This is a genomic window from Burkholderia pyrrocinia (assembly GCF_001028665.1).
GTDB lineage: Bacteria > Pseudomonadota > Gammaproteobacteria > Burkholderiales > Burkholderiaceae > Burkholderia > Burkholderia pyrrocinia.
Genome location: NZ_CP011504.1, coordinates 363,896 through 380,960, shown reverse-complemented (window position 1 = coordinate 380,960; position 17,065 = coordinate 363,896). Strand labels below are relative to the sequence as shown.

At 58.0% G+C, this 17,065-nt stretch carries 16 protein-coding genes; 12 read left to right on the top strand and 4 right to left on the bottom strand.

Features of this window, described 5'->3' with window-relative positions:
• Positions 1-145 precede the first annotated feature (145 nt).
• The 7 genes from ABD05_RS18000 to ABD05_RS17970 all read left to right on the top strand — a co-directional run bounded on the left by ABD05_RS18000 (position 146) and on the right by ABD05_RS17970 (position 8,767).
• On the top strand, positions 146-2,008 hold the full coding sequence (locus ABD05_RS18000) for a methyl-accepting chemotaxis protein (protein WP_047901526.1): 1,863 nt from the start codon (positions 146-148) through the stop codon (positions 2,006-2,008).
• A 104-nt stretch (positions 2,009-2,112) separates the two neighbouring features.
• Positions 2,113-2,901, top strand: coding sequence for a hypothetical protein (locus ABD05_RS17995; protein WP_047901525.1), 789 nt, complete (start codon positions 2,113-2,115; stop codon positions 2,899-2,901).
• Positions 2,902-3,087: 186 nt separating this feature from the next.
• On the top strand, positions 3,088-3,543 hold the full coding sequence (locus ABD05_RS17990) for a GNAT family N-acetyltransferase (RefSeq protein WP_047901524.1): 456 nt from the start codon (positions 3,088-3,090) through the stop codon (positions 3,541-3,543).
• A 547-nt stretch (positions 3,544-4,090) separates the two neighbouring features.
• Positions 4,091-5,248 carry an AAA family ATPase gene (locus ABD05_RS17985; protein WP_047901523.1) on the top strand — a complete coding sequence of 386 codons (1,158 nt, stop codon included), beginning with the start codon at positions 4,091-4,093 and terminating at the stop codon, positions 5,246-5,248.
• A 64-nt stretch (positions 5,249-5,312) separates the two neighbouring features.
• On the top strand, positions 5,313-5,816 hold the full coding sequence (locus ABD05_RS37670) for a hypothetical protein (RefSeq protein ID WP_148669111.1): 504 nt from the start codon (positions 5,313-5,315) through the stop codon (positions 5,814-5,816).
• Between the two features lie 404 nt (positions 5,817-6,220).
• Complete coding sequence (locus ABD05_RS36305) at positions 6,221-7,957, top strand: ATP-dependent nuclease (RefSeq protein WP_082146147.1); 1,737 nt, start codon at positions 6,221-6,223, stop codon at positions 7,955-7,957.
• 513 nt (positions 7,958-8,470) lie between these two features.
• On the top strand, positions 8,471-8,767 hold the full coding sequence (locus ABD05_RS17970) for a hypothetical protein (protein ID WP_047901520.1): 297 nt from the start codon (positions 8,471-8,473) through the stop codon (positions 8,765-8,767).
• Positions 8,768-9,029: 262 nt separating this feature from the next.
• On the opposite strand, the gene ABD05_RS17965 is transcribed toward ABD05_RS17970, so the two are convergent.
• From ABD05_RS17965 to ABD05_RS17955, 3 genes are all read right to left on the bottom strand, one after another.
• Positions 9,030-10,271: a metal-dependent hydrolase family protein gene (locus ABD05_RS17965; protein WP_047901519.1), complete on the bottom strand. Its 1,242-nt coding sequence runs from the start codon at positions 10,269-10,271 to the stop codon at positions 9,030-9,032.
• Positions 10,272-10,283: 12 nt separating this feature from the next.
• Entirely contained in the window at positions 10,284-11,600 is a 1,317-nt protein-coding gene (locus ABD05_RS17960) for an MFS transporter (RefSeq protein WP_047901518.1), read from the bottom strand.
• 123 nt (positions 11,601-11,723) lie between these two features.
• Complete coding sequence (locus ABD05_RS17955) at positions 11,724-12,635, bottom strand: LysR substrate-binding domain-containing protein (protein WP_047901517.1); 912 nt, start codon at positions 12,633-12,635, stop codon at positions 11,724-11,726.
• 190 nt (positions 12,636-12,825) lie between these two features.
• On the opposite strand from ABD05_RS17955, the gene ABD05_RS17950 reads away from it, so the two are divergent.
• From ABD05_RS17950 to ABD05_RS17935, 4 genes are all read left to right on the top strand, one after another.
• Positions 12,826-13,242 (top strand): TIGR02594 family protein, encoded by a 417-nt coding sequence (locus ABD05_RS17950; protein ID WP_047901516.1) that lies wholly within the window; start codon positions 12,826-12,828, stop codon positions 13,240-13,242.
• Positions 13,243-13,451: 209 nt separating this feature from the next.
• Positions 13,452-14,192 carry a hypothetical protein gene (locus ABD05_RS17945; protein WP_047901515.1) on the top strand — a complete coding sequence of 247 codons (741 nt, stop codon included), beginning with the start codon at positions 13,452-13,454 and terminating at the stop codon, positions 14,190-14,192.
• Positions 14,193-14,354: 162 nt separating this feature from the next.
• Positions 14,355-15,077, top strand: coding sequence for a P-loop NTPase family protein (locus ABD05_RS17940; protein ID WP_047901514.1), 723 nt, complete (start codon positions 14,355-14,357; stop codon positions 15,075-15,077).
• Between the two features lie 121 nt (positions 15,078-15,198).
• A complete protein-coding gene (locus ABD05_RS17935; protein WP_047901513.1) occupies positions 15,199-15,531 on the top strand; it encodes a barstar family protein in 333 nt (110 codons plus the stop codon).
• 124 nt (positions 15,532-15,655) lie between these two features.
• Here ABD05_RS17935 and ABD05_RS36300 read toward each other — a convergent pair whose 3' ends face one another.
• Positions 15,656-16,042 (bottom strand): hypothetical protein, encoded by a 387-nt coding sequence (locus ABD05_RS36300; RefSeq protein ID WP_082146146.1) that lies wholly within the window; start codon positions 16,040-16,042, stop codon positions 15,656-15,658.
• A gap of 339 nt (positions 16,043-16,381) precedes the next feature.
• Here ABD05_RS36300 and yfcF point away from each other — a divergent pair, with 339 nt between their 5' ends.
• The gene (gene yfcF, locus ABD05_RS17930) at positions 16,382-17,014 is read left to right on the top strand and encodes a glutathione transferase (RefSeq protein ID WP_082146145.1); all 633 of its coding nucleotides are present in this window, start codon (positions 16,382-16,384) and stop codon (positions 17,012-17,014) included.
• Positions 17,015-17,065: the final 51 nt, after the last annotated feature.

Genomic DNA, 17,065 nt, shown 5'->3' with positions numbered 1-17,065 from the left:
AGCGCGTATAGGCGGCCGCATATGCTCACCAGTCAACGACATAACGAATCTCGCATGATCGATATCTGAAATCAGCGATGCGGTTCTGCGCATGCATGCCGATAACCCAATCTGGCTCAGACCGAGCGGTTATCGAGGGTTCCCCATGCATTTCTGGCGCAAGCTTTCCATTCAGAACAAGCTGATTCTCAGCATGACCAGTTGTCTGCTCGTGTTCGTCGCGATTTCGAGCGGGCTGAGTATCCGTCTGATCGGCAACGCGGTGCGCGATCGCGTCGTCCGCGAAGAGTTGCCGACGGCCGTGAACGGCATCCGCGCCGACGTGCAGCGGCAGATGGCCGGGCCGATCGCCGCGTCGCGCATTCTCGCGCGCGATGCGTTCCTGCTGCAATGGGAAGCCGAAGGCGAACCCGACGCCGGCACGCGCAACTGGATCCAGCTCGCGAAGAACGTGAAGGACGAGCAGAAGGCCGCGTCCGTGCAGTGGGTGTCGGTGAAGAGCGGCAATTACTACAACGAAGCCGGCCTGCAGCGGAAGGTCACCGACAAGGATCAGTGGCTGACCAGCTTCCTGTCGTCCGGCAAGGCGTTCGACGTGAACATGGATCGCGAGGTGACCGTCGGCGGCTACATGATGTTCATCAACAGTCGCGTCGAACTCGACGGCGTGCCGATCGGCGCGGCGAGCATGAGCCTGTCCGTCGATGCGCTCGCGAAGGGTATTTCGGCATACCGGATTGGCGAGACCGGGTTCGCGTATCTCGTGCGTCCGGACGGCGCGATCATGATGCATCGCGATACGTCGCTGATCGACGGCAAGCATTTCCTGAAGGACCAGCATGGGCTGCCTGACGATGCGTCGTCGACGCTGCTGGCCGGCAAGCCGTATGCGTACCTCAGCTACAACGGCGACGGCGGCGAGCGTTTCATCGCGACGTCGTTCATTCCGGAGCTGAATGCGTATGTCGTCGTCGAGGTGCCGCAGGCGGAACTGCTCGGGCCCGTGACGCGCGCGATTCGTAGTGCGGCGCTGGTTGCGGCGGTGGTGGGGCTTGGGGTTGCGCTGATCGTGATCTGGCTGGTCGGGCGCGCGATTGCCGCGCCGATTCGGCGTGCGGCGACGCTGCTTTCGGAGATTGCGAGCGGCCAGGGTGACCTGACGCGCCGGATGACGGTCGAGAGCCAGGACGAGATCGGGCAGTTGTCGGATGCGTTCAACCGGTTCGTGTCGTCGTTGTCGACGCTGGTTCATCGGATTCGGGCGGCTTCCGCGTCGATTGCGACCGGGTCGGCGCAGATTGCTTCGGGGAATGCGGATTTGAGCGAACGCACCGAAGGGCAGTCGAGCAACCTGGAGCGGACGGCTTCGTCGATGGAAGAGATCACGGCCGTGGTGCGGAACAACACCGAGACGGCGACGACGGCCGCGAAGATGATCACCGGCGCGTCGGATGCGGCGGCGCGCGGCGGGCAGGTGGTGGGCGAGGTTGTTAGCACGATGCAGCAGATCAGCGACGCGTCGCAGCGGATCTCCGAGATCATCGTGATGATCGACAGTATCTCGTTTCAGACGAACATTCTTGCGTTGAATGCGGCTGTGGAAGCGGCGCGGGCGGGGGAGCAGGGGCGCGGGTTTGCCGTCGTGGCTTCGGAAGTGCGGAATCTGGCGCAGCGTAGCGCGCAGGCGGCGAAGGAGATCAAGGCGCTGATCGAACATAGCGCGGGGACGGTGAATACCGGGTCGCGGTTGGTTAGTGAGGCGGGGAAGGTGATGAGTGATGTTGTCTCGCAGGTTCAAGGCGTCAGCGCGATGATGAGTGAGATTGCGGAGGCTAGTCTGGAGCAGAGTGCTGGCATCGACCAGATTGGGGACGCGGTCCAGTCGCTCGATCAGATGACGCAGCAGAATGCGGCTTTGGTCGAAGAAAGCGCAGCGGCGGCAGAGAGTTTGAAGCAGCAGGCGGCGGAATTGACCAAGCTGGTGTCGGCGTTCAAGGTGGATGAATAAAGTCTGTTTGGCGTTTTAGAATGAGGCGTTTCTGAGGGACGGCTGCCGTGGGGTCACGGCAGCCGTTTTGCATTCGGGCTTGGGTTCGGGGACGTCATATAAGAATGAAAAGCATTTCCAAACTGAAAGTTGGGGTGGGGGCGGTTGTGATCCTGACTCTGATCGCTGTTGTCGGGGCGAAGGCGGTTACGTCGCCTACCGATTCTTATCTCGCGGATCGGAAAAAGGCTGCCGAGGCAGTGAATGCGGCTCGGATGGAAGATCGGGCGGATTTGGACAAGAAATATACCGTCGAGTTGAATGCGAAGCTGGTAAAGCTTGTTGGGGTGGTGAAGGCGAAAGGGTTTTCCGGGAAGGTGGAGAGTAACGTGCAAAGCGCCATCACTGATGACGGGATGACGCCGGGACCGGATGGACTGTTCTTCAAGTCGGATGACGGGAAGGTGAATCTTCTTGTTACGACGGTTCCGCTGTTGAAGGCTTGGACGAAGACTGCGGATGCGGGGCTCAAGTCGACGGAGGATGTTGCCGTTATCTTCGATAACGAGACGTTTTATACGGACGTGTTTGGTGATGACGCTGCGGCGTTTCGGTTTGCCGAACTGCCGGTGAAGCGGAAGCCGGCTGATGGGGTGGTGAAGGCTTTGCTGCTGGGGGAAAGCCAAGACGGGGTGCCGGAGGGGCCGAATACGTTGGCGGTGTCAGTTAGGCAGGGGGAGAGGGTTTATGTCCTCTGGAGGGAAGTGACGGTTCCGGGAATTGGGGCTTGTGGGGCGGGGCGAGTGCCTGATGAAGAACGGCAGGCTTGTTTCGCGAAACACATGCCCACGCAGAAGGGCTATGCGCGACTTGTGTCCGAAGTGCAAGCGATGGCGGATGAGGTTGTCCAATAAGAAACAACTGTCTCCGTGTCGCTTAGTCGGGCAATGTCACGGTGCGATCGGATTCGACCACTTTTGAGTCGTTCGACAACACTGGAAACATCGCTGACAATCGGCGATTGAAGGCCCGACAGGTGTCGATGTCGATCTTTTTGTTGTCGGATACTTCAATTTCCCTCTCGCAGAGCTTCTTCAGCCATGAATATCGCCTTCGAGTCGCCCGATCAACCCGATGTGATCGCCCTAATCGCCGATCTGGATGCCTACCAGGACACCCTGTACCCGCCGGAGAGCCGGCACGCTCTGGATATCGCATCGTTGAAGCAACCCAATGTCCTGTTTGCTGTTGCGCGGGACAGTGAGGGTAAAGCAATTGGGTGTGGGGCGATTGTCCTCAACCCCGAATTCGGGGAACTGAAACGCATGTATGTCAGCTCGCGCGGCCGGGGGCAAGGTGTCGCTCGAAAACTCATTGGCATGCTCGAGTCACGGGCAATCGACTCGGGTTGCAAGTTGCTCAAGCTTGAAACCGGGCCCTATCAACATGAGGCGCTGGCTTTGTATGCGTCTGCTGGCTATCAGCGTCGGGGACCGTTCGGCGATTACACGGACGATCCGTTGAGTGTCTTCATGCAGAAACACATTGCGGGCTGAGAGTCGGGTTCGTGCGGGCATGGGATAGCAGCTACTGATGTCTAGTCGTCCATCTGGTTCCGGCCATCTACGGCCGTTGGCGAGCGCTTTCGCGCAGACATTCGAACATCGGATACGCACCAGACACCGGACGTTCAAGCACATGCTCAATCCGTCAAGTCGTCGGGCTTTTATGGAAGTTCGCAGCCCATCGTGTCTTGTCCTCAACGAACGGCTGTCCATAGACGCCCGTAGGCGCCGGTCGTGCAAAATGCGCGTCGGGGGAAGATTTAGATGCTATATCAGGCGGTCGACCTCTATGCCTCGACCCGCAGCGCTTCGATTAAGCCCGGCATTCGATAGCTATCGATAGTGGCTGTCTGGAAACAACGCTGCGAACGGACGAAGCTGTGTAAAATTTGCGTTGCAGGGTCGATGACTGTCGAAAAGAAGATCGGTTTATGCTTGTCGCGTGGCTCACATAGAAGTCCTGGGCGTGCGTGTGAGACGAATGAAAGCTCCGCGGTCGGAACTTACACTGAACTGGCAGAAGGGGGAAAACTCTCGTATGGACAATAACGAACGCGAGAAACTATTAAACGTTGCATTTCGCCCGCATTATCCGATCGAAGAGCGCGAAAGCTTCTTCGGTCGCGAGCAGGAACAGCAACGCGTGATTCAGGCACTACACAGCCCTGGGCAGCACGTTGTCATCTATGGGGAGAGGGGCGCAGGCAAGACCTCATTAGCGCGGGTGAGCACGATCGGCTGCCCTCGCATTGACGTCTTCTGCGAAAGCGATTCGTCTTTCTCAAAGCTTGCACGTGACGTCATCCTTAAGTATCAGAAGGCATTCCCGGCTAAGTTGGTTTATGACGCGACGACCGACCGTGTCTCAATCGAAGGGGTCATGCGTTCAATCGACAATTTGGACGGTAACAGCCTGAAATCGCTGCTGCCAAACGAGACACTCGTGATCATCTTCGATGAGGTCGATCGACTTCCGGCAGATACGCTCGCGAGTCTTGGCGAATTTGCGAAGAATGCAGCTACCGACCTCGGTAAATCGACTCTTGTATTCGTCGGCGTCGGCACTACGGTGAACGATCTGCTACGTGGTCACGAGTCCGTCTTCCGAAACATTAAATCGGTGGGATTGGGCAGATTTGAGCGAGACTCAGATATAAAAGCAATTCTGGAAAAAGGAGGCGGCATTCTAGATCTAAAATTTGCCACATCAGCCGTCTCCGATATCATCCTCGCATCCGACCGCCTGCCGTTTTACGTTCAGTTGCTCGGGATCACATCCGCCCGTGTAGCGATGATCGAAGGCTCGAATACGGTTACAAAGGAGCACGTTACAAGAGGTGCTGAGGATGCCGCACAAGACGCAGATGAAACGCTGCGAGACGCTTACGAATCGGCCATCCTCTCCTCGCGGAGTGACGTCTACAAGTACATCCTGTGGGGATTGGCGTCGTTGGATGGGCGCATGGAGGGCGCCGTCGGACAGATCGCGGAAGTAGCATCAAACTTCGCACCTGGCAAAAACATAAGCGCGCAGGTGGCGGGGACTGCTTTGAAACAGCTGATTTCTGACGGTCGGCAAAACATCATTTCGGCTCGCACAATGGGGCCGAGGAAAACCTTCTATTCTTTTTCACATCCGCTGATGCGCGGATATGTAAGGTTGCGAATTCATGCCGCTAACAACCGCACTGAATGACTTTGAAAAAAGTATGCAGTCGTGCTTGCATTCATATTGGCAGATTAGGGCAGCAAACGCCGCAATGTTGCATTTCACTCAATCTGGACCTTGGACGACCCTTCCACTGGAGTTCGGTAACTTGCCTCACACGGCGCAGGTTCGACCGCCGCAAAAAGTGCCAGTTAGCGCTGCGCTGCGCGAGATCGAAACCTATGTCAAGGACGGGAGGGCCGTCACAGATTTCTTCTTCGCAGTGATCTCGTACTTTGAATCTTTCCTTTCCGCAGCGTTGGCCGCAAAGGCGCTATCCCCCGATGGGACACTCGGCCAGCTCATGGCGCGGGCGAAGCAAGGATATTCCCTCCCAACTTCGCCGGAAACAGAGATGGCTGACGAGGTTCGGGAACGTCGAAATATGCTGGTGCACCATCAGGGAGTAGCACAGCAGCGCTACGTGTCTGTTGCTAGTGTTACATCGCTACCAACCCACATCCGTTCGACAGCGCTTGGACAGGTTTTATCTATCGACGACAACTATTTTGCTTACGTGTGTGATGGCCTAATCACTTACGCGCGACTTTTTTAGTTGCCTCCCAAATGTGAGTCCGTGCAGTGAGAACCTTCCGCCACGCCGCTACAGATAGCACATGGCGTAAACAGAGAAGTCTTTGCACGCGTGAAAGCCGATACCCAATACAAAGGGCTATGCGTAGCGACATGCCGAGTCGCTTGAGAACTGAGCGACCGTTGTACCTTGTAAACTGACGCCGGAGCCGCGCGAGGGGCGAACGACGGCAACGGGATGCGGATTCAACCGGTCGGCCGCCTCCCCGATGGGGCCGACCGGGTTCGGCCATGAAGAGTCAATCGAACATAGTGCAATCGAGACGCTTGCATGTCCGGTTCTGCCCCAAAAGCTGACGCTCAGCACCTCAAACCACCGTGTGCAATAATCCGTGTTCAATATCAACAGATAGCGAGACCGTCGCAATGTACAAATATAAGTTGAACGAGCTAAGGTTCTGTGACGATAAAATCATTAATCCCGGCCGTTTAACAATTATCGTCGGCGCCAATAACTCTGGAAAGAGCAAAGCACTAAAGGACATCGCATCACAAGCTACAGATCCGCTCAAGGCATCTTCGGTAATTGTGAAGGAAATAAATTTCACGGTTCCGTCCAATCTTGACGAGCTTCGGGAGGCGTACAAGCTTGAGCCATACGTTGACGAAAACAAAAACGTCTTTCTTCGCTATCTTTCATCAAATTTAACGACAGAGTATTCGCTAGGTGTTGGCCCTGGGTGGGAAGATCAGTTGGATCGTTCACTTAAGGCGTCAAACGAACACTCTCGCGCACTTTTCGCGAATTGGATTGGGAATTATTTCATATCTCTTTTTTCGACTGAAGATAGACTAAAGATCGCCAAATCCGCAGAAAGCTCACCCCGGGGAATCACAACACATTTACTTCAGGCCTTGTATAACGATGGAATTGAAACGGAAGCCAAAGTTCGGGAGATAGTAAAGAAAGCTTTTCAGAAAGATATTCGCCTTGACTTTTCTTCTTTGAGGACGCTCCTATTTCGCGTCGCAGACGATCTATCCAACGTCCCAGCAGATCCTAGAGAGGCGGCAACTATTTATGATCATATAGAAAAATTAGATGATCAAGGAGACGGTATTCGCAGCTTTGTCGCCACTGTACTGGCAATTTTGGTCGGCTCGCGCCCGGTTCTGCTTCTGGACGAGCCCGAGGCCTTCCTCCATCCACCACAGGCGTTTCGACTCGGCGAGGTTGTCGCCCAAAATCTGCATCCAGACCGACAAGTTATTGTTGCTACCCATAGCGCAGAGTTTTTGCGTGGCGTGCTAAGTCAAACGCAAGAAGTCAGCATTCTCCGCCTGGTGCGAACAAATACAAAAACCTCTGTCAATGTCCTAGACAGCGCCGGAATCGCCCGATTGGCAAACGATCCGCTCCTGTCGTCATCGCGCGTGCTCGATGGACTTTTTTACAACGGGGCGATTGTGGTTGAGGCGGATGCTGACGCGGTATTTTATCAGCGCGTTGGGAGGCAACTATCTGGTGCAGATAATTTTCATTTGGTTCATGCTCATAACAAGCAGACTGTCGCGAAAGTTTTGCAGCCGTATCAGACTCTTGGGGTCAAGCATGCGGCAATTGTTGATTTTGATGTCATTCGTGTAAAAGATGAGTTTCAATCCTTATTGAAAGAGCTCGGCTTTACTCAAGTCGAGCGGGATGGAATTTTAACTTTAAGACAATCGATTATTGCTGAGGTTGAGAAAAAAGATGCGAACCAATTTCTACAAGCTACAATTGATAAATTGCAATCAGCGATCGGGGCCGCGGCTGAATCTGCAGACCCGGACAGCGCGCTTGCGAGTCTAATGAGTGAATTGAAGCGGATTCGCGAGAGCGGCAGCGCATGGTATCCATACAAAAAGCGCGGAAGGGAGGCACTGAACACAGAAAATCAGGCAGTGTTCGATAAATTAAGTCAAGCCTGTAGTCAGCGGGGCTTATTCATTGTTCCGGTGGGGGAGCTTGAGGGTTGGCTTGAGGACTACGGTGTCCAACATACATCAAATAAATCAAAATGGATCGTGAATGCTCTCAAGGCAATGCCGAGCCTGCACGTTGATCAAACGCTTAGGCCATGGAGTTTTGTCAAGAAAGTGTTCCTATTCTTGAATGACTAACTGGGCTTCCCTTTGCGCGGCAGGCGTCAGGCGAGCAAACGCAGTGTTGTCATCATGAACCGCCGGGCGTCTCTCGCCTATCGACGGCCGGTATAGTCCTCAACGGGCCGTTTGTAAGAAAAGAAGCGAAGGACCGGAACGGGTCGGCAGCGGTCGCCCGTAGTCATTTCGATCGACTAATTTTAGAAAACCGGCGAGCACAAAGAAACATCAAAAATCTATTTGCAACGTCGGTCTTGTGCCGTGCACATCCCTATGCCTAACGGCCAATCCCCCGCAACTCCCCATTTCTGAGATGCCAGCGCAGCTACACTGGTCATGAAGCCTTGCTTCTCGCCCATCGGAGTTGGTCGCTGAACCCTTCGCACCGGTGGTCGAAAAAACCGTCTTGCCCAACAAGACGTAGCGAAGGGGGAGAGAGAAGGGAAATTCACGGCAACAAAAAGCGCGGGCCGCATGGGCGGCAACCCATACGACCCGCTGACCACAACCAACTCGTAACAGGAGTCGGAAATGGCTGACGCCAATAGTAAGTCACGTCGCAGAAAGAACAAACCGGTCAACATGCAAAAGACGTTTGAGCTGGTCCTCCGCAACTATCCGGACCTTCCCAAGCGTGGCTGGCCTTACCTGCCTTGGATGAAGGCGATCGATATTGATTTCAAGATCTTTGGATTCAGGCCAGGCGACCGCGTATACCTTGACGTCAACTACGTCACCCGGCAGATCACGATCTCGCCGGACAACAGCCAGCTGGCGCTGCGAGAGCAGCCTTACCACGATCCTGAACCGGAAGACTCGCCGGCATAACAAGCAAGGGCTGCTTGATGCGGCTCTTGTGAGTGGATTGCAGGCTTTGCACGAACGCGACTGACCGCCGGGGCGAGACCGCCCTGGCCATAGCCTCGGACATTGCGATTCGCGCCCACAGCCATCTTCAACAACTGTCACGACCGCAAGGCCCGTGAGGCCGCACCGTGCGTGCCGAAACAATCGGATGGATTCGATTCGCTCGGAGGTATCCGGATTCAAGCGACGTCCCGAATGTCCGCGTGCATTCGTGAACGACGCATCAACGCCCGCTGTCCCGAGCCTTCACTATCCGCCCGCGCTGCAGCACATAGGCGACGTGCTCGCCTTCACCGGCCACGACGCCGATATCGTCGAGCGGGTTTCCGTCGAGCACGACCATGTCGGCAATGGCACCGGCGGCCACGACACCCAGTTGCCCCGTCCGGTCGACAATCTCCGCCGCCACCGTCGTCGCTGACCTGAGCGCTTCCAGATTCCCGAGCACTTCCGCCCGAATCCGAAACTCGCCGCACTGAAACGCGTGCATTTCCCCAAGCAGATCGGACCCGAATCCCATCTTCACGCCGGCCTTCGCATAGATCTCCAGCGACTCGCGTCCTTTCTGCTGCACGGAAGCCACCTTCGCCACGGAGTCCGCCGGCATCCCGAACTCCGCCCCATGTTTGGCAAGCGCGTCATAAGTAACAAGCGTAGGCACCACAAACGCCCCATGCTCATGCATGAGCTTCGCCGCTGCTTCATCCACGAGATTTCCGTGCTCGATCGTCCTCACGCCACATCTCACAGCCCGAGCAATCGCCCGCCCCGTATACGCATGCGCCATCACATAAATATTCGCGGCCTCGGCTTCATCGACGATGGCCCGAATCTCATCCTCCGAATACTGCGTATTGGCAATCGGATCAGTCGGAGAAGCAACCCCACCAGAAGCCATGATCTTGATCTGCGTCGCGCCCTTCTGAATCTCTTCACGCACCGCGAGCCGCACACCTTCAACTCCATCCACCACCCGCGCAATCGCCCCCGTCCTAAAACAGCAAGAGCAGGGCTCCAGCAAATCCCCCCGAGGCCGAAAATCCCCATGTCCGCCGGTTTGCGACAACGCCTTCCCCGACGGAAAAATCCTCGGCCCCGAAACCAGCCCCGTTTCGACCGCCTGCATCAAACTCCAATCCGCTCCGCCCGCATCCCGCACGCTGGTAAACCCACGCGACAACATCGCATCGAGAATCGGCAACGACCGAATCGCCGCGAGAATATTCGGCTGCGTCGCATTGGCACCAAGATTCGCATTCGAAGCCAGCACATGCACGTGGCAATCGATGAACCCTGGCATCACAGTCTTGCCGCGCACATCGATCACCTGCGCATTCGGCAAATCCACCGGCCGGTCAGTGACTTCGACAATCCGTTCGCCTTCGATCACGACATGATGATGTTCAAGCAACACGCCTCGTTCGAGGTCAAGAACGTTGCCGCCTTGAAGCACGGTAATGGTCATGGGGAAATATCCTTATCGAGTCATGGAGGCGCCACGCTTCGCATCCTTCACGAACCGCGTCCCGACGAAACTGACTGCCGCCGCGAGGATCACGTAGAAGGCAGGCGCCATGTTGCTACCCGTGCGAGCGATGAGCCAGGTAATCAGGAACGGTGCGAACCCGCCAAAGATCGTGACCGCGAAGTTGTACGCAACGGAAAGCCCCGTCGACAGTACTTTGGTCGGAAACAACTCGGCGAATGCCGCGAGGATTGGCCCCGTATAGGTCGCGATCAGCACGCCGAACACGGCCTGGAACACGATCAGCGACGTGAACCCGGGCGCATGGTTGATCCACGCGAACATCGGCCAAGCGAGCACGAGGATTGCGAGCGCCGAGCCGGACAGGAACACGCGCCGTCCCCACACGTCGGCGAGCCTGCCGACGATCGGCGAGCAGCACATGATCATCAGCCCGCCGACCATCCCGGCCGCGAAGCCGGTCGACTGCGGCAGATGCAGCGTGCGCACGGAATAAGTCGGCATGTAGAAGAGCAGCACATAGGTGCACACAGTCCACAGAATGACCATCGAAAAACTCGCGAACGTCTCGCGCGGGTAGGTGGACAGCACTTCCTTCAGCGGCGAGCTTTCCTTCGCCTGCGCTTCGACGGCGCTGAACGCGGGCGTCTCGTCGATATGGCTGCGGATGAAGTAACCGACCGGCCCGACGATGATCCCGAGCAGGAACGGCAGCCGCCAGCCCCAGCTATGCAGCGCCTGCGCGTCGAGCGACGTCGTGACGAACGTGCCGGTCGCCGCGCCGAGCAGCACCGCGAAGCCGATGCTCGACTGAATCCAGCTCGAGTAATACGCACGCTTCTCCGGCGGCGCGTATTCAGTGAGGAATGCTGTTGCGCCACCCATCTCGCCGCCGGCCGAGAAACCTTGCAGCAGCCGCGCGACGACGATCAGCAGCGGCGCGGCGATGCCGGCCTGTTCGTAGGTCGGCGCGATCCCGATGAGCGCGGTGCCGGCTGCCATCAGCAGGATGGTGAGCGACAGCGCGGCCTTGCGTCCGACCTTGTCGGCATAGACGCCGAGCACGATGCCGCCCACCGGCCGCATGAAGAAGCCGACGCCGAACGTCGCGACGGTCAGCAGCACGGACGTCAGTTCGTTGCCGGTCGGGAAGAACAGCTTCGCGATAATCACCGCGAAGAAGCTGTAGACGGTGAAGTCGAACCATTCGAGGCCGTTGCCGATCACGGTCGCGACGATGGCGCGGCGGCGCTGCTGCACTGCCACATCGACGGAAGGCGCGGCGCGCGGGGAAAGCGTTCCTTGCATGGTCTCTTCCTCTGTCAGAAGACGGGACGGCTGCCCCGCGTGAATCCCATGCTACGGACAGCCGGAATTTTTTTTGAAACGAAAGATTCGCATGCACGCATGCGCTGCACGCATGCATCGCGCTCAGGGCGCGGTCTGCTTCTCCGCCTGTTCGAACAGCCAGCGCGTGAACAGGCGTGCGGCCTGGTTCTGCGCGCGGTCGTTCGGCGAGATCACGTAATAGCCGCCGCCGTGGCTCGCGGACGCCCCCGTCACGCGCACGAGCAGGCCGGCCTCGATGCATGCGTCGATCATGTAGCGCCAGCCGAGCGACACGCCCTGGCCGAGAATGGTCATCTGCACGATCTGCGGATAGGAGTTGATCGTGATGTCCTGCGGCTGCGCCTTCTGTCGGTCGACGTCGTTCATGTCGAACCATTCGGACCAGGACATCCATTGGCGCTGCCCGTCCTCGAGGCGCAATAGCGTCTCGTTCGCGAGATCGGCCGCGTCGAGCGTGCGGCCGGCCAGATAGCCCGGCGCGCAGACGGGAAACACTTCCTCGTCGAACAGCCGGCGCGCGGTGTATTCGGCCGGCGCTTGCTGGCGCACGTAGTAGACGCCGACATCGAACTCCGCCGGCGACATCGACGCGAGACCATCGCGCACGATCAGACGCAGCTTGATGTTCGGATACGCGGCGCGAAAGTCCGGCAGCCGAGGCGTAAGCCACAGTAGTGCGACGCCGGACGAGCACGCGATCGTCAGTTCGAGATCGCCGTACGGCTTCATCACATCTTGCGTGGCTTCCGCACACTGGGTGAGCAGGTGGTGGACCTGTGTCGCGTATTGCTCGCCGGCGATCGTCAGTCGCAGCGAACGGTGTTCGCGAACGAACAGCGAGCGGCCGAGGAATTCCTCGAGCTGCTGGATCTGGCGGCTGATCGCGCTCTGGGTCAGGTGCAGTTCGGCGGCGGCTTTCGTGAAGCTCGCGTGCCGCACGGCGGCTTCGAACGCGACGAGGCACTGAAGGGGCGGGAGAGGCGTGATGCGCATGGCGGGCAGGGAGTCGATGGCGCTGTCGACATGATACGGGTGCACCGAACGAAAATCGCAAGCTAGAAAGGGCGCTGTAGACTCGCTATATTCATGCGAAGATTGAGCGAAATCTCACTGACACTCGCCCGAGAACGACGTGACCCTATCAAACCCTGAGAGCAAACCGAAAGCTGGCCATCCGCCGTGGATGTCCGTCGCGCTGGCTGAACTCGGCATCCGCCGCCACCCGCCGGGCAGCATCAACCCGCGCATCGTCGAGTACAACAACCAGACGAACCTGGTCGGCTACGACGACAAGATTTCCTGGTGCTCGTCGTTCGTCAACTGGTGCATGACGCACGCCGGCATTCGCGGCACGGGCTCGGCGCTCGCGCGCTCATGGCTCGAGTGGGGCTGCCCGCTGGAGCGTCCGGTGTACGGCTGCATCGCCATCCTGACGCGCGCCGATCCCGCAAGCTGGAAAGGTCACGTTGGTTTCTACCTGCGCCACGACGACGAACACGTCCACCTGTTCGGCGGCAACCAACTGGAAGAAGTGCGCGAACTCGCGTACCCGTTGAACGAAGTGATCGGCTACCGCTGGCCCGACGCAGTATGTGTATAAGGCTAGACTAGACCAAACAGACAGCGTCAGATCGTCTGACTCAGTTCGGCCAACACTTGCCGTCCGAGTCGGCTGCTCGAATGGCCGTCGTACTTCGGAACCTGCCGTCGAAGACGCACCAAGTCGAAGGGCGGCTCCGGGTCCGGGAAGCGCCATTCGCTGGCGCGAGATGGCACGGCGACCAAGGTAGACGCTTTACACTGCGACAAATGAGCTACCCTTCCCTGCAACCCCAGCCCCAAAACGTCCTCACCTCCTATTTCTGGAGCGGCGACGCCATCCGCAGTCGGCGCGTAAGTGACATCGTGCTGTCGGGCACGGTCGACGTGCCAGAGCCGCCGGCGCGTCTGCTCGCAGATTGGGCTAGGGAGATTTCGTCCCGCATGACCCTGGAACCTGGGGATGTCGAGGCGTTACCTCTGGCACGAGCACGAGCGCGCTGGCCGGACTACTCGCACTGCGTGCAGGCAGTGGCGGATTGGGCGAGCAAGCTTGGACTGCCCGGAGTACTTGCCTCCAGTGACGTCGCTCTCATGGCTTGCCGCGGCGCGAGGTATCACCACGACGGAGAGCAGTATGGTGGCGCGGCCTTCTGCAATCTCTTCCTGAGCGAGGATAAGGGTCAGGACGTACACTTTCCGTCGTTGGGTCTTCGAATCCCCCTGACCCGGGGTTCGGTTCTGATATTCGATACCTGCCAGCCTCATGGCGTCATTCGGCGCGGCAGCAGCGGTTTTGATGTGGACGACTTCCCGCCCGACCAGGATTGCACTCAGCTATTCCTGACCTGGGAGCTTCCCGTTGAGGCTATCCATGTCAGGCAGGCGCTCAATGTCGCCTTTGACATTGATCTTTCGACCTCGCTGAAGGTAAACGAGGAGCAAGTCCGGCTGAATGATGAAAGAGTCAGCGTGTGTGACAAGTCAGGTCGGTGGCACCGAGCTGACTAATCGCCAGGACTAGTCACGATCCCACCTGGTCGGCTGCATCGATCTCGCCGTCGCCTGCCGGCCAGGAACGGCCGTTCGACAACCACACGCCAATCGTCGACAATCCGGACCGTACATTAGGGCGTTAGCTCTCTCAACGAACCTCGACCTTGAGTGAACCACATGTCAAGCCTGTCGGAATCCTGCGACGCAGAACCTTCTAATGTGCATCGGCTGGTGATCGTCGAGGGCATCATGGGATCAGGCAAGTCTACGGCTATGCGGTTCATCGCAAAACACCTACAAGAAGCGGGACTACCGGCGGTGCCTATCCATGAAAGGACCGACCCGCATCCGGTGCGTGCGACGGACGAACTCGAACACTGGTTTGAACCGTGGAGAGACGCAACACCAGAGGATCTCGCGGACCGCGCATTGGCGAGATGGGCCGCCTTCGTCGAGTACACGCTATCAAATGCCGAGATTCCGGTATTGGACGGTCAACTTTTTCACGGGGACCTGACCCACCTGCTCCTAATGGAGGCCGATACTGCGTTGATTTTCGGCTATATACGGAAGCTGGCAACGGTCGTTACCCCGCTCAATCCGCTGGTCCTTTACCTCTGGCAGGAAGACGTTGAAGAAGCCATCAGAAGGGTCTGCGTAGAACGAGGGCCTGAATGGATCGACTATCAGGTCAACTGGAAGCTGGCGGCTCCCTACTGTGTGAGCAAGGGGTACGTGGGACTGGACGGGCTGATTTCCCTGTACCGTGATTACCGCCAGCTCACCGACGGCTTGTTTCAGGAGCTGCCGTTAGCCAAGCTCGCTATTGAAAACTCGGGGAGGGACTGGCCCGCCTATGAAAGGCGAATTCTTCATGAGTTGGGGTTGCCGACGGGGTGAGGACGCAGGCTGTAGTCGGCCAGGAACGGTCACTGGTACTCGGTGCCAAAATCGTCGACAATCCGACAATGGAGTAACTTTGGGAACCGCTTAGAAACACAACAGAATTCGGAAAAACGCGATGACGAAAGTGTTCATAGACACGACTGAAATTGCAGACTGGCCTTCGTTCCATCGGGTCTTCTCGCAGGTCTTTGGTTTTCCCGCGTTTTATGGCAACAACATGGACGCGTTGATTGACTGTTTGGGTTACCTCGATGAGCCCGAGGCCGCGATGACGAGCTTGCATGTCAGGCCGGGAGAGACGTTGGCGATACAGCTTGGAGCTGTCATCAGTTTCCGGAGGCGCTGCCCAGACCTATTCGAGGCTTTGCAAGACGCGTGCGCTTTCGTGAACTGGCGTCGTACGCGCGAGCATGAAGCCGCTTTGGTTGCACTCTCGTACTACGACTGAATCGAAGGACAGCGCCAGACGCACTGCGGCCAGCTTCGGTCAGTCGAATTCAAGCTTCGAATCAACGACAGTACTAAGGTACAGATGCCGGCCAACCCGCCTCCCGGCTGCTGCCTTCTGTTGCTTAAAGGCTCGGCGCTGGTCGCCAATGAACAAATGGTGGGTATGGGACACCGTTGAAGAAGGCCAGAAATACTTCGGCAACTTGGTCGGCCATGAACCATTCATCTGAGCGCATCGGAATGTTGCCAGCCCGGAAGACCAAGACGGTGCCGTCGGGGCGCACGGGTGACGGTTTGTCGTGGAATGCCCTCCACCGCTGCACATCGAATTCGTAACGCTCGATCATGCAACTAGCACCGCCGCCCGCTACCTGCACGTAGCTACCACGAGCGTCAGTCAACGACGCGTAAGAAGATTTTCCATAGCTTCGCAGCGATTGCAGTGATCGGGTGATCTGCCGTGGAGTTGGCGAAATGATTTCCGCTTTCCCTTCGATCTCGAATTTCATTTGCTGAATCGCTCCGATTAAGCCAGCCAGACGTGAATCCTACCAGCGCCAAAGCCTGATGCTGAATGGCCGTTAACGGAAAACCTGATTGCCCGCTTCGGGTCGATCACGGTCCTCGATGAAGCGACGGCCAATCGAGCTCGGATCTGATCTGACACTGACTGAGAGATCAGGTGTCGACTTACGCGCAGTATGACCAAACGGCCACAACGCACACGAAACCACCAGCACCGCCTTTCCCGCCACTGCTAATCTGTCGCACACACCGCATTGATCCACCCGGAGCCCGTCGGCGGACCGCCCCGCAGTCGCCGACCTCCACCTCACAAGGAGCCAGCAGTGCAAACCGGTAATCTCCGTCTCTACGCGGATGCGCAATACACGAGCCCTTACGCGATGTCGGTCTTCGTCGGCCTTGAGGAAAAAGCACTGCCTTACGAACTGGTGACCGTCGATCTCGGCAACCGCGCGCATTTCGCGCCGGACTATGCGGCGACGTCGCTGACGCAACGCGTGCCGACGCTCGTGCACGACGATTTCGCGCTGTCGGAATCGTCGGCGATTACCGAGTATCTGGACGAGATTTTCCCGGGCACGCGGCTCTATCCGGTCGATCCGCGCCAGCGCGCGCGGGCGCGTCAGGTGCAGGCGTGGTTGCGCAGCGACCTGATGCCGATCCGCACGGAACGGTCGACCGAAGTGCTGTTCTACGGCCCGACGAGCGAGCCGCTGTCGAGTCTGGCGCAGGCTGCCGCGCAGAAGCTGTTCGCCGCCGCCGACAAGTTGCTCGCGCCGGGCGCGGCAAACCTGTGCGGCGAGTGGAGCATTGCCGATGTCGATCTGGCGGTGATGCTGAACCGTCTGGTGCTGAATGACGATCCGGTGCCGCAGCGACTCGCCGACTATGCGCGTGCGCAGTGGGAGCGGGCGTCGGTGCAGCGCTGGGTGAAGTTGAAGCGGCCGCCGCTGTAACCTGAACTAGGCCGCGCCGGTTTAGCCGGGCGGCCTTGCATGCGTAAAGGT